Here is a 22,561-nt window from a genome sequence, read left to right on the forward strand (position 1 = left end):
GTGGCACACCGGGCCGGTGGGCCAGGATGGCGGTCATGACCTCGCAACGCCGCACCGAACCCACCGTCACCGCCGACGAACGGAGCATGCTCGAAGGGTGGCTCGACTACCACCGCGAAACTCTGGCGATCAAGTGCGCGGGGCTGGACGACGCCCAGCTGAGGACCGCCTCTGTGCCGCCCTCGGAGCTGTCCTTGATGGGACTCGTCCGGCATATGGCGGAGGTGGAGCGCATCTGGTTCCGCAAGGTGCTGGTGGCCGACGAGCAGGGCCCCCTGTATTTCAGCGACGCGGACCCCGACGGCGAGTTCCACCTCACCGAGCGGGACACCTGGGCGGAGGCGTACGCCACCTGGCAGACCGAGATCGAGGTCGCCCGGCGCAACGCGGCCCGCTTCGCCCTGGACGACATCAGCAAGGGCGTGCACAAGCGCACCGGCCAGGCCCCCAGCCTCCGCTGGATCTACACCCACATGATCGAGGAGTACGCCCGCCACAACGGTCACGCCGACCTGCTGAGGGAGCGGATCGACGGGGCCACCGGGTACTAGGGTGCGTTTCATATGTGGATCTTGATGTGTCAAGATCCCACTTCGTGGGGCGGCATGATCTGACGAATACACAGTGGGCGAAGCTGGAGCCCCTGCTCCCGGTCGGCAAGAAGCCTGGACGGCCACCGGTGCACACCAAGCGGCAACTGATAGACGGCATACGGTGGCGCACCCGCGCCGGTGCTCCCTGGCGGGACGTGCCCGAGCGCTATGGCCCGTGGGAGACGGTCTACGGCCTGTTCCGCCGCTGGCAGCGGGACGGCACCTGGCACCGCATCTTCGAACAGCTGCAGGCCCAGGCCGACGCCGAGGGACTGATCACCTGGGACGTCTCGGTGGACTCGACCATCGCCCGCGCCCACCAGCATGCGGCCGGCGCCCGCAAAAAGGGGATCTGCAGATCGAGCCGCCAGGCGGTGTGTTCATCGAGCCCGACGACCACGGGCTCGGACGCTCCCGGGGCGGGCTGACAACCAAGCTCCACCTGGCGGTCGAGCAGGCCCAGAAACCGATGTCGCTGGTCATCACGGCAGGACAGCGCGGTGATTCCCCGCAGTTCCAGGTGGTCTTGGGCCGCATCCGGGTGCCCCGGCTCGGGTCGGGCCGCCCGCGCACCCGGCCGGACAAGGTGCGTGCCGACAAGGCGTACGGCTCCCGCGCGAACCGTGCCTACCTGCGCAAGCGCGGTATCCGCTGCACGATCCCGGAGAAGCGCGACCAGATCGCCAACCGCAAGAACCGCGGCTCCCACGGCGGCCGGCCACCTAAGTTCGACAAGGCCGACTACAAGGAGCGCCACGCGGTCGAGTGCGGAATCAATCGCCTCAAGCGGCACCGCGCTGTCGCCACGAGATACGACAAGTTGGCAGTTCGCTACGAGGCGACCGTGCTGGTCGCAGCCATCAACGAGTGGCTGTGACCAGCACTTTCAAAACGCACCCTAGGGCCGGGCACGGGTCGCCGGGATCGGGCCACGGGTCGCCGGGATCGGGCCGTCGGGGTGTGAGACCGGGGCGCACGTGCTTCGCGGCGTCGCACCCCGAGCCGTACGTCACCCATGTGGGGGCATCCTTCGCTTGCCCCCTCCCCAAAGCGGCCCGGACACAGCAGAGTTGCGCGCGTGCATCGACCGACCACCACCGCAACGCTCCTGGTCACCGTGGCCGTCTTAGCCCTCACCAGTTGCGTGACCACGAACCACCCGTCCCCGCCCGTCGCACCGCCCGCCCCGTCCCGGCCGTCCGAGCCCCGTCCGGACGGCACCACCGAGACGCAGGTCGTGCAGGCCCCGGCGCGGGAGGCGCTGGAACTGATCGTCCCGTCGCCCGAGCCGACGCCGAGCGTTTCCAAGGCGCCCGATCCGGCCGACGCGACGCCTGCCCCCGCCCCCACGCCCACCCCACCACCACCGCCTCAGGACGAACGGCCCACGCCAACGGAGCGGCAGCACCACGACGCACCGCCGAAGTCCAGGCCCCACGTCGACATTCCGCCCGTCCTCGAAGTGACGCCGACAGAGCCCCCGAGGAAGAACGCGGACGTCTGCGCCCTCGGCCACAAGTACGGCGGCTGGGGCAAGGACACTCCCCAGGCGGTCATCTGCAAGGACGTGTACGGCCGTTGACGGCCCCCGGGGCGTGGTGGGCGCCGACCCCAGGCCTCGACTGCGGCTTCGGCTTCGGCTTCGGCTTCGGCTTCGGCTTCGGGGAGAGGTGATCGCCCGCCCTGAGACCACTCGGGCTCCGGCTAGGGCCGCTGTCTCGGCGGCCCCTGCGTCGGCTCTCCGGAGGGTCCCTCCTCGTCGAGCCGGGTCTCCAGTCGCTCGATGCCGGCCCGGATGCCGTCGCCGTAGCTGTCGTCGCCCAGCGCGCCGATCGCGCCCTTGGCGAGGCCCAGATGACTGCGGGCGGCCTCGGGGCGGCCGAGCTTGGTGTAGTCGGCGGCGAGGTTCAGGTGCAGTGAGGGGTAGAAGGCGCGCACCGCGAGCCCGTCGTGGTGCTCGGCCACCCGCCCGTCGGTCAGTTCGTCCGCCGCCGACAACGCCCTGAGGTCCCAGAGCAGTTCCTCCTCCGGAGCGTCCTGGGTGTCGGCCATGTAGTGCGCCAGGGTGCAGCGGTGGAGCGGATCGCCGTCCTCCCCGATCTCCGCCCACAGCTTCAGGAACCGGTCCCGGGCCTCCTCCCGGTCTCCGGCGTGGTGCAGCATGACCACCTGCCCGATCCTGGTCATCATGGCGTCCGGCGCCGTCTGCTCCTGTCGCTCCGCCACCGCGTCCTCCACACCTCTCGCCCCTGCCACGCCTGTCCCTCCCGACGTTAGGCCCAGCCACTGACAATCGCGGCGAGGCGGCCCCGTACGGCCGCCGGGGCGCCCCGGCGGCCGTACGGGCGGGCGGTGGACAGCCGGTGGCCGGGCGCGGGCGCGGCGGTCCTCCCGGGTCGCGGCGGGTCAGCCCAGGTTCGGGATGGTCCAGTCGATCGGCTCGTGGCCCTGCCGGGCGACGGCCTCGTTGATCTGGGTGAAGGGGCGGGAGCCGAAGAACTTCTTGGCGGACAGCGGCGAGGGGTGCGCGCCCTTGACCACGATGTGGCGCTCCTCGTCGATGAGCGGGAGCTTCTTCTGCGCGTAGTTGCCCCACAGCACGAAGACGGCCGGGTCGGGCCGGTCGGCGACCGCGCGGATCACGGCGTCGGTGAACTTCTCCCAGCCCTTGCCCTTGTGCGAGTTGGCCTCGCCGGCGCGGACGGTGAGGACCGCGTTGAGCAGCAGCACGCCCTGCTCGGCCCACGGCATCAGATAGCCGTTGTCCGGGATCGGGGTGCCCAGCTCCGCCTGCATCTCCTTGTAGATGTTCCGCAGGGAGGGCGGGGTCTTCACGCCCGGCCGCACGGAGAAGCACAGGCCGTGGCCCTGGCCCTCGCCGTGGTAGGGGTCCTGGCCGAGGATCAGCACCTTGACGCTCTCGTACGGTGTGGCGTCGAGGGCGGCGAAGACCTGCTCACGCGGAGGGTAGACGGGACCCTTGGCACGCTCCTCCTCGACGAACTCGGTGAGTTCCTTGAAGTAGGGCTGCTGCAGCTCGTCCCCCAGGACCCCGCGCCAGGACTCGGGCAGCATGGCGATGTCGGTCACGTCAACTTCCTCCGGTGTGCGTTCATTTCACGGCCGCGGAACATGCGGCCATGGACGGCCGCGCCAGGCGCGGCCGTCGTAGAGCACAGAACCTACAGGCGCCCACTGACAATCGGGGCAGGCCACCCGAACTACCAGCAGGTCCTCGGACCTACCAGCCGGTCCTCGGAACCACCAGCGGGTCCCCGGACCTACCAGCTGGTCTTCCGGGACAGCTCCCACATGATCATCATGGTCGCGGGGTCGATGACCTTCTCCAGGCCGGCGATCTCCTCGTTCGCGGCCGTGTACGCCTTGCCCTGCCACAGCGGGATCAGCCGGGCGTCGTCCACGAGGATCTGCTGTGCCTCCTCGAACTCCTCGACCACGGCCCCGCGGTCGCTCTCCGCGCGCGACTCCGGCAGCAGCTTGTCGGTGATCTCGGGGGCGTCGTACGGGGTGCCGAGCGCGTTCTGCTCGCCGACGAAGGGCGCGATGAAGTTGTCGGCGTCGTTGAAGTCGGGGTTCCAGCCTCGCCCGAACACCGGGTACTCGCCCTTCTGGTAGCCCTCCGAGTAGGTCTTCCAGGGGCGGCTCTTCAGCGTGATCGTGAACAGGCCGGACGACTCCAGCTGCCGCTTCAGCTCCTCGAAGGCGGGCTTGGTCTGGGAGCCGTAGCGGTCGGTGGTGTACCAGAGGGTCAGCGGGACGCGCTCGGTGATGCCGGCGTCCTGGAGGATCTTCTTGGCCTTGGACGCGCTGGGGTTGCCGTAGTCGTCGAAGAAGCCCGTGGTGTGGCCCACCAGACCCCTGGGGATCATGGAGTACAGCGGCTCGACGGTGTCCTTGTAGATGTTGTGGGCGAGCGCCGGCCGGTCGAGGACCTGGGCGACCGCCTTGCGGACCGCGGGGTTCTTGGCCCAGGTGTCCTTGGGGTTGAACACCAGGTAGCTGATCTCGGTGGTGGGGTTCTCCACGATCTGGAGCCCCTCGTCGTCGTGGTTGGCCTGGATGTCCACGATGTCCGAGGCGCCGAGACCGCGGTAGATGACGTCGATCTCCTTGTCCTTCAGGGCCTTGACCACGTCGGAGGACTGCTGGAAGTAGCGGATGGTGACGGCGTCGTTCTTGAGGTCGGCCAGGCCCTTGTAGCTGTCGTTGCGGACGAGCACGGCGTCCTTGCCCTCCTCGAAGGAGGACAGGTTGTACGGCCCCGAGCCGGTGACCTTGCCGTCGTCGCGGAGCTTGTCCGCCGGGTACTCCTCGGGGTCCACGATCGACATGGCGGGCGTGGTCAGCACGAGGGGGAAGGTGGCGTCGGGCTGGCTGAGATGGAAGACGACCTCGCGGTCGCCCTTCGTCTGCACCCGGGACAGGGTGGTCAGCAGACCGGCGGGGCCGCCGTTGACGTTGATCTTCTTGATCCGGTCGAAGGAGTGCTTGACGGCCTTGGCGTCCAGCGTGTGCCCGTTGGAGAACTTCAGGCCCTCGCGCAGCGTGCAGCTGTACGTCGTGCTGGAGCTGTCGGTGAACTCGCAGCTCTCGGCGGCGTCGGGCTCGGGTTCGGCCCCGCCGGGCGAGTAGTTCAGCAGGGGCTGGAAGACATTGCGCATCAGCTCCCAGGAGCTGTCCCAGGCGGCTGCCGGGTCCAGCGTGCTGGGCGGGCTGGTGGTCCCCACGACGATCGGGTCCGCGTCGCCGGAGGCGTCCGAGGAGAACACACCACACCCGGTCACCATGGATATGGACGCGATCGCCGCGAGAGGCGGCAAGTATCGGTTCCGGTTGAACACGTGCATGCTCCTCGAAATGCCGTACCAAGAGTGGCCGAACGATACCGCAGGCCCCGCCGGTCGCTCCCGCCCGCCTGGCAGTGCCCTTGATCAGCTCTCTTGTGACGGCGTTCCGGAGCCCCTGTGAGGGTTCCGGGCAGGCGCCGGTGGCGTTCGGTGAAACGGCCACCGGCACCCGTCGCAGAGGCTCAGCCGGTGCCGGCCTTGAGGAAGATGCCGCCGTCCACCACGAGCGTCTGGCCGGTGATCCAGTCGGACTGCTCGGAGGTGAGGAAGGCGGCGGCGCCACCGATGTCGGAGGGTACACCGAGCCGGCCGAGCGGATAGGCGGCGGCTGCCTCCGCCTCCCGGCCCTCGTACAGGGCCTGAGCGAACTTGGTCTTCACCACGGCGGGCGCGATCGCGTTGACCCGCACCCTGGGCGAGAACTCGTGCGCCAACTGCAGGGTCAGGTTGATCATGGCGGCCTTGCTGATGCCGTACGCGCCGATGAACGGCGAGGCGGAGACACCGGCGACGGAGGCGATGTTGACGATCGCGCCGCCGTTGTCCTTCTGCCAGGCGTGCCAGGTCCGCTGGGCGAAGCCGAGCGCCGAGACCACATTGGTCTCGAACACCTTGCGGGCCACGTTCAGGTCGAGGTCGGCGATCGGCCCGAACACCGGGTTCGTACCGGCGTTGTTGACCAGGAAGTCGACGCGGCCGAAGGCCTCCATCGTGCGTTCGACGGCGAGGGCCTGGTGGGCCTCGTCGTGAGCCTTGCCGGCGACGCCGATGACGCGGTCCGCGCCGAGCTTCTCGACGGCCTCCTTGAGGGCGTCCTCGTTGCGGCCCGTGATGCACACCCGGTCACCGCGCGCGACGAGGGCCTCGGCGATGCCGTAGCCGATGCCGCGGCTGGCGCCGGTGATGAGGGCGACCTTGCCCGAGAGCTCGGGCAGTTCAGAAGTCATGTTCCCTGTCCCCTAGTTGAGCGGCCCGCCGGCGACGTACAGCACCTGGCCGGAGACGAATCCGGCGGCCTCACCGGTGAAGAAGGCGATCGCGTTGGCGATGTCGTCGGGCTCGCCGACACGCTGCACCGGGATCTGGGTGGCAGCCGCGGCCTTGAACTCCTCGAAGCCCATGCCCACGCGCTCGGCGGTCGCGGCGGTCATGTCGGTGGCGATGAAGCCGGGGGCGACGGCGTTGGCGGTGATGCCGAACTTGCCGAGCTCGATGGCGAGGGTCTTGGTGAAGCCCTGCAGACCTGCCTTGGCGGCGGAGTAGTTGACCTGGCCGCGGTTGCCCAGCGCGGACGAGGAGGAGAGATTGACGATCCGGCCGAACTTGGCCTCCACCATGTGCCCCTGGACGGCCTTGGACATCAGGAAGGCCCCGCGCAGGTGCACGTTCATGACCGTGTCCCAGTCGGACACGCTCATCTTGAACAGCAGGTTGTCGCGGAGCACACCCGCGTTGTTCACCAGGATCGTCGGCGCGCCCAGTTCCTCGGCGATCCGGGCGACGGCGGCCTCGACCTGGGCCTCGTCGGAGACGTCGCAGCCGACCGCGAGCGCCTTGCCGCCGGCGGCGGTGATCTTCTCCACGGTGTCCTTGCACGCGGCCTCGTCGAGGTCGATCACCGCGACGGCACGCCCCTCGGCGGCCAGCCGTACGGCGGTCGCGGCGCCGATGCCGCGCGCGCCACCCGTGACCACGGCGACACGCTGCTCAGTGGTGGACATTGCTGGTTCTCCTCGCCCTTGAGATACGACTCCTGCGGCGCCGCCCATTCGGTGAGCGACCGCTTAGTACCTTCAGCACACGTGACGCTAGAAGTCCCGGCACTCGGTGTCAACGCCCGACCAGGTGTGATCCCTTACCCCGGCCCGCCGTCGGTGTGTCGCCGGGTCCTCACTTGACGAGCAGATCGAGCAACCGCTCCGCCTCCGCCGCCGGATCCGAGGTGAGCCCGGTGTGCACGGGCCCGGCCTGGACGACCGTGGAACGCGGCGCGACCAGCCACCGGAACCGCCGGCCGGCGTCGTCACGGGCGGCCTGCCCCGCCGCCGCACCCCCGGCGCACACCCCCTCCACGGCCCGCAGCGCGGCCCGTACGCCCGCCACGTCCGCCCCGGGGTCCAGGGCGAGCAGCTTGGACTCGTCCAGATGGGTGCGCGCCGCCACCAGGGCCCGGGACCGGCTGTAGACCAGCACACCGGCGTTGAAGCACTCGCCGCGCTCGATCCGCGGTACGACGCGCAGCAGCGCGTACTCGTAGACGTCCTGCCCGGTCGCCCCGGTCCCCAGGAAGCGGTCGCTCACTTGATCCCCTCGATGCGTTCGTGGATGCCGGCGGCCCGCGCGAGCAGCGGCTCCGCGTACGCCCGCCGCAGCGCGTCCGGTGTGTCGAAGCCGGGCTCGTCGGCCAGCCAGACGTCCGGGATCTCGGCGGTCACCTCGGCGAGCAGTTCCTCGGTGACCAGGGGCGCGAGCTCGGCGGCGGCCGACGCGACATCGGGGCCGAAGGGCGCGAGGGCGTGGTCGGAGGCGTCGTACGGCTTGGCGGCGGAGGCGCGGGCGCCGGGCCAGTGGTGGTGCCAGATCATGGTGGCGCCGTGGTCGATGAGCCACAGCTCGCCGTGCCACATCAGCATGTTGGGGTTGCGCCAGGAGCGGTCGACGTTGTTGATCAGCGCGTCGAACCAGACGATCCGCCCGGCCTCCTCGGGGCTCACCGGGAAGGCGAGCGGGTCGAAGCCGATCGCCCGGGTCAGGAAGTCCATGCCGAGGTTGGTGCCGCCGCTGGACTTCAGCAACTCCTGCACCTGCTCCTCGGGCTCCCCGAGGCCGAGGACCGGGTCGAGGTCGACGGTCACGAGGCGGGGGACGCGCAGCCCGAGCCGCCGGGCCAGCTCACCGCAGACCACCTCCGCGACCAGCGTCTTGCGGCCCTGTCCCGCGCCGGTGAACTTCAGGACATACGTCCCGCGATCGTCGGCCTCGACGAGCCCGGGGAGGGAGCCGCCCTCGCGCAACGGCGTGATGTACCGGGTGGCCCTGACTTCCTTGAGCATCGCCCCAGGTTACTGGGACGATCGAAGCCGCCCGGACGCGACCCGTCGGGCCGCGGCGCCCGACCGACAGCTTTACGACAGCTGTCCTTGACGCCGTTGTGATGTCGGACAGGTGAAGATGGGCCACGTGTCTGAATATTCAAGCACCGGCCCGTGTGCCCCTGGGCGTCCCCGGGCGTCCATGAGCGTCTTCGCGCGCAGGCACGTATCCATGGGCGAAGGCGCAAAGCGAAATCGGAAGGAATCGTCTGCATGACCAGCGAAACGATCAAACCCGCGATGGAACCGGCCCGTCGTACCGTCGTCACGGCGGCCGGCGTGGCGGGGCTCGCCGTCGCGCTGACCGCGTGCGGGTCGGAGGACGACTCCTCCAGTTCGTCGGCCTCGTCCGGCGGCGACGCCGGTAGCAGCGCGAGCAGTGACGCGAGCAGCGGCGGCTCGGGCGGCGGCACCGAGATCGCCAAGACGTCCGACATCCCCGAGGGCGGCGGAAAGATCTTCGAGAGCGAGGGCGTCGTCGTCACCCAGCCCGAGGCGGGCACGTACAAGGCCTTCTCCTCCACATGCACGCACCGAGGGTGCGCGGTGAAGTCGATCGCCGACGGCGTGATCAACTGCCCCTGTCACAACAGCAACTTCTCGATCGCCGACGGCAGCGTGAAGAGCGGTCCGGCGACCGAGGCGCTGCCCGAGAAGAAGGTCAGCGTCAGCGGCGAGTCGATCATGTTGGCCTAACGTTTGTCGGATACCTCGACTCCGCCGCCGGGCCGTCCGAGACAGCCCAGCACCTCGTCCGTGGTCGCGACCGTGGCGACCAACGCGAGGGTGTGGCGGATCATCGCGGGGGTGTACTCGGCGGGCACCCCCGCGATGGCGTCCCGGGGCACGACGACCGTGTAGCCGAGGTTCACGGCGTCGAACACCGTGTTCGGGACGGCCACGTTGGCCGAGACGCCGGTGACGATCAGGGTGCGGCAGCCGAGGTTGCGCAGCAGCGCGTCGACGTCGGTGCCGGCCAGCGGGGACAGCCCGTGCAGCCGCCGTACGACCAGGTCCTCCTCGGCCACCTCGATGGGCGGTGCTACGCGTACGGCCGTGGTGCCCGTCAGCTGCCGTACGGGAAGCCGTTCGGCCGCGTGGAACAGGCGGGCGTTGTGGTTCGAGCCCCGCCCGTCGGGCCGCCGCTCGGCGATGGCGTGGACGACCTGCATCCCGCTCCCGTGGGCCGCGGCGACCAGCCGGGCCACATTGCCGAGCGCCCCCGACGAGCGGGCCTCCGCGGCGAGTTCGGGCAGCGCGCTCTCCGGTCCGACGACGCCCTGCTGACACTCGACGGTGAGCAGCACGGCGGTACCGGGGTCGAGGAGTTCGCTCAACTCGCGGTGCCTTTTCGACTCACTCGCGTACGACGGCATGGTGTCCCCTTGTCACCGGCGGTCGGGGCGGGCGAGCGTAACGTCCCTTGCGCACGGTCGGAAGACTGGCCCATGCTCTTCTGGCGCCACATCTGCGACAGCACGTCAGCGGAGGGGAAATCCATGGCCGCCACTCAGCGCCGGGGCCGGAAGATCATGATGGAGCCCGGAGAGCTGGACGAGTTCCTGAGCACGCAGCGGACCTGCCGGGTCGCGACGGTCTCCGCGGACGGAGCCCCGCACGTCAGCCCGCTCTGGTTCGTCTGGGACGGCACCTCGCTGTGGCTGTACTCGATCACCCGCAGCAAGCGCTGGGCGGCCCTGCGCCGCGATCCGCGCGTCGCCGTGGTGATCGACGCCGGCGAGGAGTACGGCGAACTGCGGGGCGTCGAACTGTCCGGCACCTTCGAGGTGGTCGGCGAGGTACCGCGCACCGGCGAGCCGAACCCCGAACTCGTAGAGGTGGAGCGCCTGTTCGCCCGCAAGAACTTCGACCTCGACGCCATGCCCCATGACGCCAGACACGCATGGCTACGCCTGACCCCGGAGACGACGACTTCCTGGGACTTCCGCAAACTGGGGTCCTTGGGAGGGTGACCCACGCGTCCGCGCGATGGCCGGTCCGGCCGGACCGATCTCCACTCCACGCGACTGCGGGCAATCGTGCCGCCGGGGCGAAGTCGAGAGTGGGGGAGAAGTCGAGAGTGGGGAAGGGTGGGCGCAGCGGCACCCTTCCAGCGCCGGTGAGCGAAACCCACCCCCGCCCGCCCAAGGCGAGCCGGCCGTTGCGAAGCCACCCCGGAGCGAAGCCACCCCGGAGCGAAGCCACCCCGGAGCGAAGCCACCCCGGAGCGAAGCCCCCGGCACCCCCAGCCCTACCCCCCGCACGCCTCCCCCGCCGCCACCAACGCCTCCACGGCCGCCCTGATCGAGGGCCGTCGATCGGCGTCCGCGCGCCAGACGGCGTAGACGCTCCGCCGGACCCGATGCCGCACCGGCACGGTCCGCACCCCGCCCGGCATCGGATCGCGGCCCAGCCGGGGCGCGATGCACACGCCCAACCCGGCGGCGACCAGGGCGAGTTGGGTGTGGTGCTCACCGGCCCGGTGGGCGATACGGGGCTCGACGCCCTTGGCGCGCAGCGTGTAGAGCAGCCACTCGTGGCAGAACTCGCCCTCGGGCCACGCGATCCACGACTCGTCCGCCAACTCCTCCAGGTCGATCTCGTCCCGGCCGGCCAGCACGTGCCCCTCGGGCAGCGCGATCTCCACGGCGTCGTCGAGGATGGCGGCCCTGGCAAGCCCTTCGGGCACTGGCAGGGGCTTGTTGTACCAGTCGAGCACCACGGCCAGGTCCGCGTCGCCCCGTATCACCGCACTGATCGCAAGCTCGGGTTCCAGCTCACGCGACCGCACGCGCAGCGCCGGATGGTCGTCCCGCAGCGCGCGGAAGACGGCGGGGAACAGTCCCCGCACGGCCGTCGGGAACGCGGCGAGCCGCAGCTCACCGACGACCTGTCCCCGTTGCGCCTCCAGATCCGACTGCGCCAGCTCGACCTGGGACAGGATCCGCGCGGCATGGTCGGCGAGCAGCCGCCCGGCGTCGGTGAGCCGCACCCCCCGCCCGTTCTTGGCGAGCAGCCGTTGTCCCACCTCACGCTCCAGCTTGGCCATCTGCTGCGAGACGGCGGAGGTCGTCACATGCAGCCCCTCGGCCGCCCCGCTGACGGAGCCGTGCCGGGCGAGGGCGTCGAGGGTGCGCAGGCGCTCCAGATTCAACATGTAAGCGATGCTACGAGATTCAGCTCAATAAATCTCGCTTGTACTACGAGGTTGTGTCCAGGATCGTTGCGTCCATGACCACGGCCACCGTCTCCCGCACCCCCGCCCATACCTCCGAAGCCCGCCGCAGGACCGTCGACTGGCGGCTGCGCTTCGCCTTCCTCTCCCTCGTCTGGGGCTTCAGCTTCCTCCTGATCAAGGTGGGTACGGAGGCGTACGCGCCCTTCCAGGTCACCTTCGGGCGGCTGCTGTTCGGCACGGCGGTCCTCGCGGCGGCGATGGCGGTGAAGCGGGAGCGGCTGCCGCGCGGCGCCCGCACCTGGGGGCATCTCGCGGTGGCGGCCCTCCTCCTCAACGCCCTGCCGTTCTCGCTCTTCGCGTACGCGGAGCTGACGATCCCGTCCACGCTCGCCGGCATCTGCAACGCCACCTCGCCCCTGTGGGGCATGGCCCTCTCCCTGGTCGCGCTCTCCGAGGACCGCCCGACCCGCGTCCGGGTCGCCGGTCTGGGCCTGGGCTTCCTCGGCGTCCTCACCGTCCTCGGCGCCTGGCAGGGCTTCAACGGCCTGAACGCCACCGGGACCGCGATGGCCCTGCTGGCCTCGCTCAGCTACCCGATCGGCTGGATCTACGTCCGCCGTACCCTGGCCGGCACCGGCCACTCCCACCTCTCCCTCACCGGCGCCCAGTTGCTGCTGGCCACCGTCCAACTGGCCGTCGTCACCCCGCTGTTCACCACCCTGCCGAGCAGCTTCCCGGTGCTGCCGCTGCTGGCGGTGATCGCCTTGGGCGCCCTCGGCACGGGCGTCGCCATGCTCGTCCAGTACGGACTCGTCTCCGAAGTCGGCCCGACGACCGCCCAGATGGTCACCTACTTCATCCCGGTGATCGCCACGGCCGCGGGCGTCGCCCTCCTCGGCGAGTCCCTCACCTGGTCGACACCGGTCGGCGCGGCGATAGTCCTGGCGGGCGCGGCCCTCACCCAGGCCAAGCCCCGCACGTAGCACCGCCTTTCACTGCCCGCCCCCGGCCCTCACCCTCTGCCGGGGGCGGCCCCGATCACCGCCGCGGGCAGTCGGACGGCCGTGCGGCGCGGGTGCGCACGGCGGCGTCTCCCTTCGCCCTCGGCGCCCCCATCTCCCCCTCACTCGCCACCCCGCCGCGCCTCTCGCCCCTGCCGGTCCCCACCCGACCCCGCCGTCACGCATACCCGTCCGCCTCCACCGGCCCGATCGCCGAGGCCACGGCGTCCGCCAGCCTCTCGACCTCCTCCTCGGTCAGCGAGGAGATCGTGATCCGGATCCCCTGCGCCGCGTTCATCCGGAAGCGGGCGCCCGGCGCCACGGCCCAGCCGGCGTGCAGCAGCCGGGCGACCGCGCCGGTCTCGTCCGGAACCCGGATCCACACATGCATCCCGCTCACGCCGTGCGCCTCGACCCCACGCTCCGCGAGCGCGTCGATCAGCCCCTGCCGCTTCTTCCCGTACGCCGTCGCCACGACCCGCGCGTCCACCGCCCCGGAGGCCCACAGCCGTACGACGGCCCGCTGCACCAGTCGGCTCACCCAGCCCGGCCCCAGCCGCTGCCGCCCCCGTACCCGGTCGACGGTGGCGGCGTCCCCGGTGAGCACCGCGAGCCGCAGATCGGGGCCGTACGCCTTGGCGACCGACCGTACGAACGCCCAGTGGTGGGTGACACCGGCCAGCGGGTGCAGGGGCAGGTCGACGATGCGGTGGCCGTGATCGTCCTCGATGAGCAGGGTCTCGGGGTACTCCTGGATCACGGACCGCAGGGCACGCGCGCGTGAGGCGCTGAGCGCGGCTCCGGTCGGGTTCTGCACCCGGTCGGTGACGACCAGGGCGCGCGCTCCGCCCTTCAGCGCGTGTCGTACGTCGCCGGGGAGCGGCCCCTCGTCGTCGACGCCGACCGGGGCGACACGCAGCCCGAGCGCCGGTACCAGGTCGAGCATGCTCCCCCAGCCGGGGTCCTCGACGGCGACGGCGTCCCCGGGTTTCAGGTGCACGGCGAGGACCCGCTCGATGGCGTCCAGCGACCCGGAGGTGACGGCGATCGGCCCGTCCGGCACCCCGTCCGCGTCCAGGTCCGCCCGCGCGATCCGGGCCAACTCGGGCTCCACGGGCCCCGCCCCGTACAGCACCGGCTCGCGGTCACCCTGCTCGGCGGCTGCGGCGAACGCCTCCTTGAGGCCCGGCAGCAGCGCCGGATCGGGGTTTCCGTCGGCCAGGTCCCGCACCCCCTCCGGCACCTCGACCCGGATGTTCTCGCGCCCGGTGGTGGCGGGTCGGGGCCGCACCCGGCTCCCCCGCCGCCCGGCGGTCTCGATGACCCCGCGTTCGCGCAGCGTGCGATAGGCGGCCGCGACGGTGTTCGGATTCACCCCCAACCGCTCCGCCAACTCCCGCATGGGAGGCAGCAGTTGTCCGGGCTCCAGCTCTCCCGCACCCACCGCCCGCTCGACGCTGGCCGCAATCTCCGCCGCACGCCGCCCCGCGATTGTGTATTCTCCTAGCACAAAACAAATTATGCACTAGTGCAATGGAGAGCGCAATGACGGGGACCCAGCAGTCGACGCCGCCCACGCCCGCCGCCTACACCCCCACCGACCGCACCGTCCCCACCCGGTCCGCGCACAAGGCCTCGTACGACAAGGACATGGTGCACGCGATCCTCGACGAGGGGTACGTCTGCCATCTCGGCTTCGTCCGCGACGGCGCCCCGGTGGTACTGCCCACGCTGTACGGACGGGTCGGTGAGACGCTCTACGTGCACGGCTCGACGGGCTCGCGCCCGCTGCGGATGACAGGCAAGGCCGACCCCGGCCTCCCCGTCTGCCTCACGGTCACCCATGTCGACGCCCTGATCCTGGCCCGGTCGGGCTTCCACCACTCGATCAACTACCGCTCCGTGGTCGTCCACGGCATCGCCCACCAGGTCACGGACCCGGAGGAGCGGCGGATCGCCCTCGATGCCCTCGTGGACCATGTCGTCCCCGGCCGGTCGCGGGACTCCCGGCCCGCCAACCCCAAGGAGTTCGCCGCCACCGCCGTGATCCGCCTCGATCTGAACGAGGTCTCCGCCAAGACCCGCACCGGCGGTGTCAACGACGAGCCCGAGGACCTCTCCCTCCCCCACTGGGCCGGCGTCGTCCCCCTCCGCAAGGGCTACGAGACCCCCGTCCCGGACCCGGACCTGGCCCCCGGCACCGAACTCCCCGACTACCTCAAGGCCCTGTCATGCTGATCCACCCCTGGGACGCCCCCCGCGACGACACCGAATGGCAACGCTGGCTCACCACCCACGACTTCGGTCAGCTCGCCGTCAACGGCCTGCCCGGGGATCCGCCGTACATCCAGCCCCTGCACTTCGTCTACGACCCCGACGCCGGCGAACACGGCACGGCCCTCACCCACCTGGCCCGCCCCAACCCCATGTGGCCCGCCCTGGCGGCCAACCCCGAGGTCGTCCTGAGCGTCGTCGACGACTACGTCTACATCCCCGGCCCCTGGCAGGCCCCACCCGACAGCCCACCCGAGCACGGCACCCCGACCAGCTTCTACGCCGCCGTCCAACTCCACTGTGTGGCCCACATGGTCGACGACCCCACAGAAAAGGCCGCCCTCCTCAACCACCAACTCGGCCACTTCCAACCAGAGGGCGGCTCGGCCACCGCAGCCGCGGACGACTCCCCCTACGGCCGCATGCTCCCGGGCCTACGCGGCCTGCGCCTCGAAGTAACGGCCGTGCGAGCCAAGTTCAAGTACGGCGCCCACCGCCCGGAGGAGGTCCAGAACCGCATCGTGGCGAACCTGGCGGCGCGGGGCGGCCCCGGCGACGCGGCGGCACAACAGCACCAACTGAGGCGACGTGGCCTCTGGCCGCCGACTGCACGGTAGGGCGCGCCGGTGACTGCACTGCAGGGCACGCCGCCGTCCAGCAAGGGGCACGGAGCTCTGTCGATGTGCGGCTCCGCCGCGGGGCGCCGGCAACGACAATCGCCCCCACAGCCCGGCCACGTACAACTCCCCAGCGGCGCTTACCGGCTACTCCCCACCGACAGCTCCGGCTCGAAGTCACCCTCTCCGGTCACCACCGGCCCACTCGACGGCTTCGCGGGAGCGGCGCGCTGAGCGGCATACGCCCCGACCAGCACAACCACCCCACCCACCATCTGCGGCACCGACAAACGCTCCCCGAGCAGCACCCAGGCAAGCCCCGTCGCGACAACCGCCTCAAGACACGCCACAACCCCCGCCACCTGCGGAGACAACCGCCGCACAGCCACCACCCCGGTGATATACGCGACAACCGTGGCGATCAGCACCACCCACCCGAGCAACACCCACGCGGCAACCGGCGTCGTCCCCATCCGCACGGTTCCCCCGAGCACCCCCCACTCCATGCCCCACGGCCGAGCCACAGCCGTGAGCACGACGGCGCCGACCAGCAGCCCGTACGCGATCACGCCGAGCGGATCCGGCGCGCTCTCCCCCGCCTCGCTGCCCTGATCGGAGAGCACGAAGTACCCCACCTGACAACAGGCCGCCCCGAGCGCGAGCAGCAGCCCCAGCACGTCGAAGCGCAGCCCCGACCACACCTCCACGACGCAAGCGAGGCCGCCGACCGCGAGGACGACCCCGACGGCGGCGGCCCGCGTCACCGGCCGGCCCTGCACGAACCGCACCCAGCCGAGAACGAGCGCCGGCGCCAGATACTCGACGAGCAGCGCGACCCCGACCGGTATGCGCGATATGGAGGCGAAGTAGAAGGCCTGTACACCGGCCACGGCCAGCAGCCCGAACCCGGCGAGCAGCGCGGGTCGCCGCCGCACCAGCGCCCGGTGGCGCACGGCCAACGGCAGCATCACCAGCGCGGCGCCCCCGACCCGCAGCCACACCACATGGAGCGGATCGAGCCCCGCCTCGATCAGCGGCTTGGCCGCGACCCCCGACCCACCGAAGGCGACCGCCGACCCGAGCGCGAGCCCCAGCCCGACGCCGCGCCCACGCTGCCCCTGATTGCCCTGAGACGTATGCACCGGCACATGATGACAGCCGAAGACAGGAGCGTCACCCCGGATGACTCCTGTCTCACTGGCCGGACCGCCCCACCGACCCCGCGCCGAACGCCAAGCCCCTCACCATTCACGCACCGAACGAGAACCCCTCACCGGTCATGTACCGGTCGCGAACCCCTCACCGGCTCTCCACCGTCGCCCGCACCCCTCCGAGCCGACAGCTCAACGTCGCCGCCTCTGCCCCCGCCCCTGCCCCTGTCCCCGTCCCCGATCCGCCGAGCCAGCACCTCGGCATCGACCCGCGCGTTGCCCAGCACCTGCACCGCTCGCGAGGCCGGCGCCGCGACGATCGCGGCGAGCAGATCGACGCCACGGGCACGCTCCTCGTCCCGCCGCACGGCACGCTCGTACGCCTGCGTCATGGCCCGGGCCGCCACCGGCGACCAACCCGGCGTACCCGGCATACCGGTTACGGCACCGGCGTCCTCGACGCCGATCTGCCAGCGCAGCCCGTAGCCGATGCTGCGCTGCACCAGATAGCCGAGCAGCCGGGCGATCTGCGGCCCGTCGAAGACGGCACGGACCTCGGGGTCGGACTCCAGGAGAGAGTGCAGCAGATGGGCCGTGTCGATCTGCCGGTCCCCGTCCCGCAGCGCCCGTCTGCGCGCACCCGCCACCACCGAGGCCAGCTCATCGGTGAGCCTGCCCTCGAACTCCATATGGTTCCGGCCGTGGTCTACGGCCGACTGCCGGGGAATACGGGGTCGCACGTACCCCACCTCATCAGTCCCACTGGTTCGAGTCATCCACGGCAGGAACCATCTTCGGCCCCCACCCAGGTGCGTACGGACGACTCCCGTCTCCTCCCTGCGGAGGAGATCGAGCCGACCCGCCCAAGGGGCGCGCGCCGCCTTGCCAAGCGCCCGGTACGCAACCGGATCACACCGGCGCTCGTCCCACGCCCGGAACCTTCCTGACGGTTCATCAGTATTGAATGTTGAGGCGCCCACGGCTACGTTCCGCGACACCACCGTCCGAGACGAAGGGGTTGTCGCATGGCCGATGTCAGCGCGGAGGCACGCATCGGGGCACCCGCCGAGAAGGTCTGGGCTCGGCTCGTCGACTGGTCGGCGTACGGCGAGTGGAACACGACCCACACCGGCTTCCCCAAGGGCGGTCCGGAGCGACTCGAAGTGGGCGGCACCTTCCAGGAGACCATGAAGCTCATGGGCTTCCCGGCGGAGGTCGAGTGGACCATCGACGAACTCGAACCCGCCCGGACCCTGGCCATCCGCGGCAAGGGTCCGATGGCCGTCGATCTCGCCACCCGCTACACCCTCACGCCCGACGGCGACACCACGACGGTCCGCATCGACGGCCGCTTCACCGGCGCCGCCGTCTCCCTGATGTCGGGCAAACTCAAGGACTCCGCCACGGCCGCCCTCACCGAGTCCCTGCGCAAGCTGGGCACCCTGGTGACGTGACCCCGCCGCACGACGTACGCGCCCGGCACACACGAGAGTGCCCCGCGGAAACACTCCACGGGGCACTCTCACGCCCTACCGCCTACCGCCTGCTCCCCACCGAGAGGATCAGTCCTCGTCGGCAAGGATCAGATACAGCTTCTTGCGGGCCTCGTTGATCACCGCCAGCGCCTTGTCGCGCTGGTCCTTGTCGCCGGTCTTCCAGACCTGACCGAACGCCTCCATCAGGCCGAAGCCGGCCGTCCGGATCTCGCTCAGCGCTTCCCAGTCCACACCGCGCGAGGCCTCCTCCCAGGGTGCGTCGGGGCCGTCATCTGCCACGGTGCGACCGGCCTCGGTGAGCGAGAACAGCTTCTTGCCGCCCTCGGTCTCGCTGATGATCAGCCCCTCGTCCTCCAGCAACTGAAGGGTGGGGTACACCGAACCGGGGCTGGGCTTCCACGCCCCGCCGCTGCGCTCGGCGATCTCCTGGATCATCTCGTAGCCGTGCATCGGCCGGTCCTTGAGGAGGGCCAGGATCGACGCGCGTACGTCACCGCGCCGCGCCCTTCCCCTGGGTCCGCCGCGGCCCCGCCCGCCCCAGGGGCCCGGACCGAAAGGCCCGAAGCCACCGGGACCACCGTGCCCCGGCCCGAAGGGCCCGAAGGCGGCACGCAGCCCCTCGAAGTCACCTCGTCCGCGGTGGTGCTCCCCACCACGGCGTCCGTGTCCACGCTCGAATCCGAAGTCTTGTCCATGGGGACGCATCGCAATCACTCCATTCCATCATTGATCGGTCGCGATGCCTCAACGATATATCGAGAACTGTCGCCCGACAAGCCCCTCGAAAGAAGTCGCCCGCGCGGCGATGAGTTTCGGAGGCGCGCCGAGTCTGTAGAGGCAAGGAGGAAGGGCCGCCTCAAAGCCCTCCGAACACCTGGGAGATGTGGATGAGCACCGTGGTGATGCACAACGTCGTGTCCGTCGACGGCTTCATCGCCGACGGACACGACCAGGTCGGCCCGCTGTTCGACTGGTACTCCAACGGCGACGTCCCGCTCGGCGACTTCGGCGGCAGGGTGAGCAAGGCCTCGGCGGAGTACGTCAAGCCGATGCAGGCGAACATCGGGGCGCTGGTGGTCGGGCGTCACGTGTTCGACATCACCAACGGCTGGGAGGGGTCGCCGCCGGCGGGCGAGCACGTGGTCGTGGTGTCGCATCGGCCCAAGCCCGACGGAGGGCACCCCGAGGCGCCGTACCACTTCGTCGACGACGTCGCCCAGGCGGTCGCGAAGGCCAAGGAACTCGCGGGAGACCGCACCGTCGCCGTGGCCGCCGGCGACGTCGGCGGGCAGGCGTTCGCCCTCGGCCTGGTCGACGAGGTCGCGATGGACGTCGTGCCCGTGGACTTCGGCTCGGGCAAGCGCTACTTCGGCTCGGTCGACACCCAGCACCTGCTCGAAGACCCGCACACCGGGATCCAGGGCGACCGTGTGCTGCACCTGCTCTACAAGGTCCGCCGATAGCGGGCGACGACACCAGTCGGGGCGAGGGCGGCGGGCACACGATCGACAATCGGCGACATGGCGAGACCTGGGATCGGCCTCCGAAAAACCGGTCCAGTCACTCGGAATTGGCCTTGGCCCGCGCCCTCACCCGCCGCCTAGCGTCGCCCCATGCGCATTCGTATCGTCGACGCCTTCACCGACCGCCCCTTCTCCGGCAACCCGGCCGGGGTCCTCCTTCTCGACACGTTCCCGGACGACACCTGGCTGCAGAACGTGGCCCGCGAGGTCAACCACGCCGAGACCGCGTTCGCCCACCCCCTCCCCGAGGGCGGCGAGGCCGACTGGGCGCTGCGCTGGTTCACCCCCGTCGCCGAGGTGAAGATGTGCGGCCACGCCACGCTGGCCACCGCGCACGTCCTGACCACCACGGGCGCCCACGAGGGCCCGGTACGGTTCGCCACGCGCAGCGGAGTCCTCACCGCCACTCCCCGGCCCGACGGCGCCCTCACCCTCGACTTCCCGACCGCTCCCCTCACCCCGGTCCCCGCCCCGGAGGGCGTCGCCGAAGCCCTGGGCGCCGTGCCGCTCGGCGTGTTCGACACCGGTCCCAAGGTGGGAGACCTGCTGATCGAACTCGCCGACGAGAAAACGGTCCTCGGCCTCAGCCCCGACCACCGCGCCCTCGGCCGCTTCTCCGAGCGCGGTGTCATCGCCACCGCCCGCGCCGCCGATCCCACCGCCGGCCACGACTACGTCTCGCGCTGCTTCTTCCCGAACGTCGGCATCGACGAGGACCCGGTCACCGGCAGCGCCCACACCGCCCTCGCTCCCTTCTGGTCCGAACGCCTCGGCAGCCCCGTCCTCACCGGCCTCCAGGCCTCCCCGCGCTCGGGCCACGTCCACACCGAACTCCGCGGCGACCGCACCCTGCTGACCGGCCGAGCGGTCACCGTCATCGAGGGTGAACTGCTGGCCTGACAGCCGGCGGGGTGGCAGAGAGGCATACGAACAGAGACATACGAAAGGGGCGTACGACACCGCCGTACGCCCCTGCCAACGCCTCTCACGCCGTGGGCAACCAACCCACCTTGCCCGCCAGCAGTCCGTAGCCGACGAACGCCCCGATGTCGAGCAGCGAGTGGGCCACCACAAGCGGGCCCACCCGCCCCCACCGCCGGTACAGACAGACGAACACCACGCCCATCACCATGTTGCCGACGAACCCGCCGATGCCCTGGTAGAGGTGGTACGACCCGCGCAGCACCGAGCCGGCCGCCAGCGCGCTCCCCGGTGACCAGCCCAGCTGCTGGAGCCGGCGCAGCAGATACCCGACCACGATCACCTCTTCGAGGACCGCGTTCTGGATCGCGGAGAAGATCAGCACCGGGTACTTCCACCACACCTCGGGCAGCGCCTCCGGCACCACCGTGAGGTTGAAGCCCAGCCCACGGGCCGCCAGATAGAAGGCGATGCCCGTGCTGCCGATCACCGCGGCGATCGCCGCCCCACGACCGAGGTCCGACCACGGCTTCGTACGGTCGAAGCCGAGCGTGCGCAGCCCCGCGCCCTCACGCAGCAGGAAGTGCGCGACCAGTGCGACGGGCACCAGCGCGGTCGTGATCCCGAAGAGCTGCCACGCGAGGTCGAGCCAGGGCCGGCCCGGCGCGGCCGAGGCGTTCATGGTGGCCGCCTGGTCCTTCAGCCCGCCCGGCTTGGTGACCGAGCCGATAAAGCTGATCAGCGCGGACACCCCGCTCGCCCCGAGCGAGAGCGCGAGCACGAGCAGCGTCTCGTCCCTCAGGATCCGCCGGGACGGCCGCTCCCGCGACAACGAATCCTCCACCGACTGCGCCTGCCCCTGCACCCACGCCTCCTGTTGTCCGGCCCGCCGAAGGTCCATCATCACCCGCGGCGCCCCAGATCTTTCCGGCGGTGTACCTCCAGGCCTCCCACCTCGACCGCGGCGTACCTCCGAAGCCAGTCACGTGACGAAGCCGATCACGTGCCATGCGGCGTGCCCTCAAGGGCCGGCCGCTTCAGCTGTGGCGCGCCTCAGAGGGCTCCGGCGACGGCATGCCGGCCAAGCAGGCCGCCTCCTCGCACCGGCGGCACCAACCCAGAAGTCCCCCTCACCCCAGCGGCACCGGCTCCGGCAGCCCCACCGGCCAGGTGTGCACCGGGTCACCGGCCTGCATCAGCTCGCAGTAGCGGCGGGTGGTGGCGGCCAGCGCGGCATCGCGTCCGAGGCCCTTGGTCAGCGCCCGTTGGAACGTTTCGACCTGCCAGGACGCCCCGTTGACCCGGCGCCGGCAGCGCTCCTCGATCACCCCGAGGTAGAAGTCCCGGTCGACCGGCTCGACACCCCACGCGTCCAGCCCGGCCTCGGCCAGCGGCAGCAGCTCGTCCCGTACGAGGTGCACCGCGTCCACCGGCCCCACGCCGCCGTAGCGTCCCCGCGGCCACTGCAACCGCGCCTCGACGCCGTGCCGGCACGCCTCGTCGAAGTTGGCGGCGGCGGCCTCGAACGGCAGCCGGGTCCACACGGGCCGCGACTCCTCGGCGAGGGCGCGTACGACCCCGTAGTAGAAGGCCGCGTTGGCGATCACGTCCGTGATGGTCGGCCCGGCGGGCAGCACCCGGTTCTCGACCCGCAGGTGCGGGACACCTTCGGCGATGCCGTAGACCGGCCGGTTCCAGCGGTACACCGTGCCGTTGTGCAGGGTGAGTTCGGCGAGCGAGGGCACGCCGCCCGCGTCAAGCACGGCGATCGGATCCTCGTCGTCGCAGATGGGCAACAGCGCCGGGAAGAAACGCAGGTTCTCCTCGAAGAGGTCGTACGCCGAGGA

The 22,561-nt window shown here is 70.8% G+C and carries 25 protein-coding genes and 1 pseudogene; 11 read left to right on the forward strand and 15 right to left on the reverse strand.

Features of this window, described 5'->3' with window-relative positions; translation table 11 throughout:
- Positions 1–35: 35 nt before the first annotated feature.
- The 3 genes from STRIP9103_RS14030 to STRIP9103_RS14045 all read left to right on the forward strand — a co-directional run bounded on the left by STRIP9103_RS14030 (position 36) and on the right by STRIP9103_RS14045 (position 2,175).
- On the forward strand, positions 36–551 hold the full coding sequence (locus STRIP9103_RS14030) for a DinB family protein (protein WP_048820262.1): 516 nt from the start codon (positions 36–38) through the stop codon (positions 549–551).
- 44 nt (positions 552–595) lie between these two features.
- A protein-coding gene (locus tag STRIP9103_RS46420; protein ID WP_374005668.1) for an IS5 family transposase occupies positions 596–1,470 on the forward strand; the annotation gives its coding sequence in 2 pieces (ribosomal slippage) (positions 596–985 and positions 988–1,470; 873 coding nt in all).
- A 201-nt stretch (positions 1,471–1,671) separates the two neighbouring features.
- A complete protein-coding gene (locus STRIP9103_RS14045) occupies positions 1,672–2,175 on the forward strand; it encodes a hypothetical protein (RefSeq protein WP_009310231.1) in 504 nt (167 codons plus the stop codon).
- 122 nt (positions 2,176–2,297) lie between these two features.
- Here STRIP9103_RS14045 and STRIP9103_RS14050 read toward each other — a convergent pair whose 3' ends face one another.
- The 7 genes from STRIP9103_RS14050 to STRIP9103_RS14080 all read right to left on the reverse strand — a co-directional run bounded on the left by STRIP9103_RS14050 (position 2,298) and on the right by STRIP9103_RS14080 (position 8,514).
- Positions 2,298–2,819: a tetratricopeptide repeat protein gene (locus STRIP9103_RS14050; RefSeq protein WP_048820267.1), complete on the reverse strand. Its 522-nt coding sequence runs from the start codon at positions 2,817–2,819 to the stop codon at positions 2,298–2,300.
- A 180-nt stretch (positions 2,820–2,999) separates the two neighbouring features.
- Entirely contained in the window at positions 3,000–3,683 is a 684-nt protein-coding gene (locus tag STRIP9103_RS14055; protein ID WP_009310226.1) for a uracil-DNA glycosylase, read from the reverse strand.
- A gap of 191 nt (positions 3,684–3,874) precedes the next feature.
- A complete protein-coding gene (locus STRIP9103_RS14060) occupies positions 3,875–5,455 on the reverse strand; it encodes an ABC transporter substrate-binding protein (protein WP_009310235.1) in 1,581 nt (526 codons plus the stop codon).
- Positions 5,456–5,643: 188 nt separating this feature from the next.
- The gene (locus STRIP9103_RS14065) at positions 5,644–6,408 is read right to left on the reverse strand and encodes an SDR family oxidoreductase (protein WP_009310245.1); all 765 of its coding nucleotides are present in this window, start codon (positions 6,406–6,408) and stop codon (positions 5,644–5,646) included.
- Positions 6,409–6,420: 12 nt separating this feature from the next.
- On the reverse strand, positions 6,421–7,182 hold the full coding sequence (fabG, locus tag STRIP9103_RS14070) for a 3-oxoacyl-ACP reductase FabG (protein WP_009310257.1): 762 nt from the start codon (positions 7,180–7,182) through the stop codon (positions 6,421–6,423).
- Positions 7,183–7,351: 169 nt separating this feature from the next.
- Entirely contained in the window at positions 7,352–7,762 is a 411-nt protein-coding gene (locus STRIP9103_RS14075; RefSeq protein WP_009310218.1) for a DUF3037 domain-containing protein, read from the reverse strand.
- On the reverse strand, positions 7,759–8,514 hold the full coding sequence (locus STRIP9103_RS14080; RefSeq protein WP_009310255.1) for a HipA family kinase: 756 nt from the start codon (positions 8,512–8,514) through the stop codon (positions 7,759–7,761). The genes STRIP9103_RS14075 and STRIP9103_RS14080 overlap by 4 nt, the downstream gene beginning before the upstream one ends.
- A 252-nt stretch (positions 8,515–8,766) precedes the next feature.
- Between STRIP9103_RS14080 and STRIP9103_RS14085 the strand changes: the two genes are divergently transcribed.
- Positions 8,767–9,249, forward strand: a complete 483-nt coding sequence (locus tag STRIP9103_RS14085) for a Rieske (2Fe-2S) protein (RefSeq protein WP_009310252.1) — start codon at positions 8,767–8,769, stop codon at positions 9,247–9,249.
- Here the strand turns inward: STRIP9103_RS14085 and STRIP9103_RS14090 are convergent.
- Positions 9,246–9,929, reverse strand: a complete 684-nt coding sequence (locus STRIP9103_RS14090) for a cysteine hydrolase family protein (protein WP_009310243.1) — start codon at positions 9,927–9,929, stop codon at positions 9,246–9,248. The two genes, STRIP9103_RS14085 and STRIP9103_RS14090, sit on opposite strands and share 4 nt — an antisense overlap.
- A gap of 123 nt (positions 9,930–10,052) precedes the next feature.
- On the opposite strand from STRIP9103_RS14090, the gene STRIP9103_RS14095 reads away from it, so the two are divergent.
- On the forward strand, positions 10,053–10,526 hold the full coding sequence (locus tag STRIP9103_RS14095; RefSeq protein ID WP_009310233.1) for a pyridoxamine 5'-phosphate oxidase family protein: 474 nt from the start codon (positions 10,053–10,055) through the stop codon (positions 10,524–10,526).
- Between the two features lie 278 nt (positions 10,527–10,804).
- On the opposite strand, the gene STRIP9103_RS14100 is transcribed toward STRIP9103_RS14095, so the two are convergent.
- The gene (locus STRIP9103_RS14100) at positions 10,805–11,710 is read right to left on the reverse strand and encodes a LysR family transcriptional regulator (RefSeq protein ID WP_009310241.1); all 906 of its coding nucleotides are present in this window, start codon (positions 11,708–11,710) and stop codon (positions 10,805–10,807) included.
- A 74-nt stretch (positions 11,711–11,784) separates the two neighbouring features.
- On the opposite strand from STRIP9103_RS14100, the gene STRIP9103_RS14105 reads away from it, so the two are divergent.
- The gene (locus STRIP9103_RS14105; RefSeq protein WP_009310228.1) at positions 11,785–12,714 is read left to right on the forward strand and encodes a DMT family transporter; all 930 of its coding nucleotides are present in this window, start codon (positions 11,785–11,787) and stop codon (positions 12,712–12,714) included.
- A 196-nt stretch (positions 12,715–12,910) separates the two neighbouring features.
- Here STRIP9103_RS14105 and STRIP9103_RS14110 read toward each other — a convergent pair whose 3' ends face one another.
- Entirely contained in the window at positions 12,911–14,242 is a 1,332-nt protein-coding gene (locus STRIP9103_RS14110; protein WP_009310219.1) for an aminotransferase class I/II-fold pyridoxal phosphate-dependent enzyme, read from the reverse strand.
- 35 nt (positions 14,243–14,277) lie between these two features.
- Between STRIP9103_RS14110 and STRIP9103_RS14115 the strand changes: the two genes are divergently transcribed.
- Both STRIP9103_RS14115 and STRIP9103_RS14120 read left to right on the forward strand, forming a co-directional pair.
- Positions 14,278–14,970, forward strand: coding sequence for a pyridoxamine 5'-phosphate oxidase family protein (locus STRIP9103_RS14115; protein ID WP_009310234.1), 693 nt, complete (start codon positions 14,278–14,280; stop codon positions 14,968–14,970).
- Entirely contained in the window at positions 14,964–15,623 is a 660-nt protein-coding gene (locus tag STRIP9103_RS14120) for an FMN-binding negative transcriptional regulator (RefSeq protein ID WP_009310240.1), read from the forward strand. The genes STRIP9103_RS14115 and STRIP9103_RS14120 overlap by 7 nt, the downstream gene beginning before the upstream one ends.
- Positions 15,624–15,763: 140 nt before the next feature.
- Here STRIP9103_RS14120 and STRIP9103_RS14125 read toward each other — a convergent pair whose 3' ends face one another.
- Positions 15,764–16,771: an EamA family transporter gene (locus STRIP9103_RS14125; RefSeq protein ID WP_048820263.1), complete on the reverse strand. Its 1,008-nt coding sequence runs from the start codon at positions 16,769–16,771 to the stop codon at positions 15,764–15,766.
- A gap of 122 nt (positions 16,772–16,893) precedes the next feature.
- Positions 16,894–17,463, reverse strand: a complete 570-nt coding sequence (locus STRIP9103_RS14130; RefSeq protein ID WP_009310222.1) for a Clp protease N-terminal domain-containing protein — start codon at positions 17,461–17,463, stop codon at positions 16,894–16,896.
- Positions 17,464–17,799: 336 nt separating this feature from the next.
- On the opposite strand from STRIP9103_RS14130, the gene STRIP9103_RS14135 reads away from it, so the two are divergent.
- On the forward strand, positions 17,800–18,228 hold the full coding sequence (locus STRIP9103_RS14135) for a type II toxin-antitoxin system Rv0910 family toxin (RefSeq protein ID WP_009310217.1): 429 nt from the start codon (positions 17,800–17,802) through the stop codon (positions 18,226–18,228).
- A 108-nt stretch (positions 18,229–18,336) separates the two neighbouring features.
- Here the strand turns inward: STRIP9103_RS14135 and STRIP9103_RS46425 are convergent, their stop codons facing one another.
- Positions 18,337–18,975, reverse strand: a complete 639-nt coding sequence (locus STRIP9103_RS46425; RefSeq protein ID WP_078613904.1) for a PadR family transcriptional regulator — start codon at positions 18,973–18,975, stop codon at positions 18,337–18,339.
- A 182-nt stretch (positions 18,976–19,157) separates the two neighbouring features.
- On the opposite strand from STRIP9103_RS46425, the gene STRIP9103_RS14145 reads away from it, so the two are divergent.
- Both STRIP9103_RS14145 and STRIP9103_RS14150 read left to right on the forward strand, forming a co-directional pair.
- A complete protein-coding gene (locus STRIP9103_RS14145; RefSeq protein ID WP_048820268.1) occupies positions 19,158–19,733 on the forward strand; it encodes a dihydrofolate reductase family protein in 576 nt (191 codons plus the stop codon).
- A 150-nt stretch (positions 19,734–19,883) separates the two neighbouring features.
- Positions 19,884–20,693 (forward strand): PhzF family phenazine biosynthesis protein, encoded by an 810-nt coding sequence (locus STRIP9103_RS14150; protein WP_009310246.1) that lies wholly within the window; start codon positions 19,884–19,886, stop codon positions 20,691–20,693.
- Between the two features lie 85 nt (positions 20,694–20,778).
- Here STRIP9103_RS14150 and STRIP9103_RS14155 read toward each other — a convergent pair whose 3' ends face one another.
- Positions 20,779–21,579, reverse strand: coding sequence for a CPBP family intramembrane glutamic endopeptidase (locus STRIP9103_RS14155; protein WP_009310225.1), 801 nt, complete (start codon positions 21,577–21,579; stop codon positions 20,779–20,781).
- Between the two features lie 265 nt (positions 21,580–21,844).
- A pseudogene (locus tag STRIP9103_RS14160) lies at positions 21,845–22,561 on the reverse strand (glutamate--cysteine ligase); the annotation flags it as partial.

The sequence above is a fragment of the Streptomyces ipomoeae 91-03 genome, from assembly GCF_000317595.1.
GTDB classification, from domain to species: Bacteria; Actinomycetota; Actinomycetes; order Streptomycetales; family Streptomycetaceae; genus Streptomyces; species Streptomyces ipomoeae.

Bases quoted from the DNA above. Each gene is read 5' to 3' on its own strand.
- STRIP9103_RS14030 (WP_048820262.1), top strand. From the start codon at position 36: ATGACCTCGCAACGCCGCACCGAACCCACCGTCACCGCCGACGAACGG.
- STRIP9103_RS14065 (WP_009310245.1), bottom strand. From the start codon at position 6,408: ATGACTTCTGAACTGCCCGAGCTCTCGGGCAAGGTCGCCCTCATCACC.
- fabG (WP_009310257.1), bottom strand. From the start codon at position 7,182: ATGTCCACCACTGAGCAGCGTGTCGCCGTGGTCACGGGTGGCGCGCGC.
- STRIP9103_RS14080 (WP_009310255.1), bottom strand. From the start codon at position 8,514: ATGCTCAAGGAAGTCAGGGCCACCCGGTACATCACGCCGTTGCGCGAG.
- STRIP9103_RS14085 (WP_009310252.1), top strand. From the start codon at position 8,767: ATGACCAGCGAAACGATCAAACCCGCGATGGAACCGGCCCGTCGTACC.
- STRIP9103_RS14090 (WP_009310243.1), bottom strand. From the start codon at position 9,929: ATGCCGTCGTACGCGAGTGAGTCGAAAAGGCACCGCGAGTTGAGCGAA.
- STRIP9103_RS14095 (WP_009310233.1), top strand. From the start codon at position 10,053: ATGGCCGCCACTCAGCGCCGGGGCCGGAAGATCATGATGGAGCCCGGA.
- STRIP9103_RS14100 (WP_009310241.1), bottom strand. From the start codon at position 11,710: ATGTTGAATCTGGAGCGCCTGCGCACCCTCGACGCCCTCGCCCGGCAC.
- STRIP9103_RS14105 (WP_009310228.1), top strand. From the start codon at position 11,785: ATGACCACGGCCACCGTCTCCCGCACCCCCGCCCATACCTCCGAAGCC.
- STRIP9103_RS14115 (WP_009310234.1), top strand. From the start codon at position 14,278: ATGACGGGGACCCAGCAGTCGACGCCGCCCACGCCCGCCGCCTACACC.
- STRIP9103_RS14120 (WP_009310240.1), top strand. From the start codon at position 14,964: ATGCTGATCCACCCCTGGGACGCCCCCCGCGACGACACCGAATGGCAA.
- STRIP9103_RS14130 (WP_009310222.1), bottom strand. From the start codon at position 17,463: ATGGAGTTCGAGGGCAGGCTCACCGATGAGCTGGCCTCGGTGGTGGCG.
- STRIP9103_RS14135 (WP_009310217.1), top strand. From the start codon at position 17,800: ATGGCCGATGTCAGCGCGGAGGCACGCATCGGGGCACCCGCCGAGAAG.
- STRIP9103_RS46425 (WP_078613904.1), bottom strand. From the start codon at position 18,975: ATGCGTCCCCATGGACAAGACTTCGGATTCGAGCGTGGACACGGACGC.
- STRIP9103_RS14145 (WP_048820268.1), top strand. From the start codon at position 19,158: ATGAGCACCGTGGTGATGCACAACGTCGTGTCCGTCGACGGCTTCATC.
- STRIP9103_RS14150 (WP_009310246.1), top strand. From the start codon at position 19,884: ATGCGCATTCGTATCGTCGACGCCTTCACCGACCGCCCCTTCTCCGGC.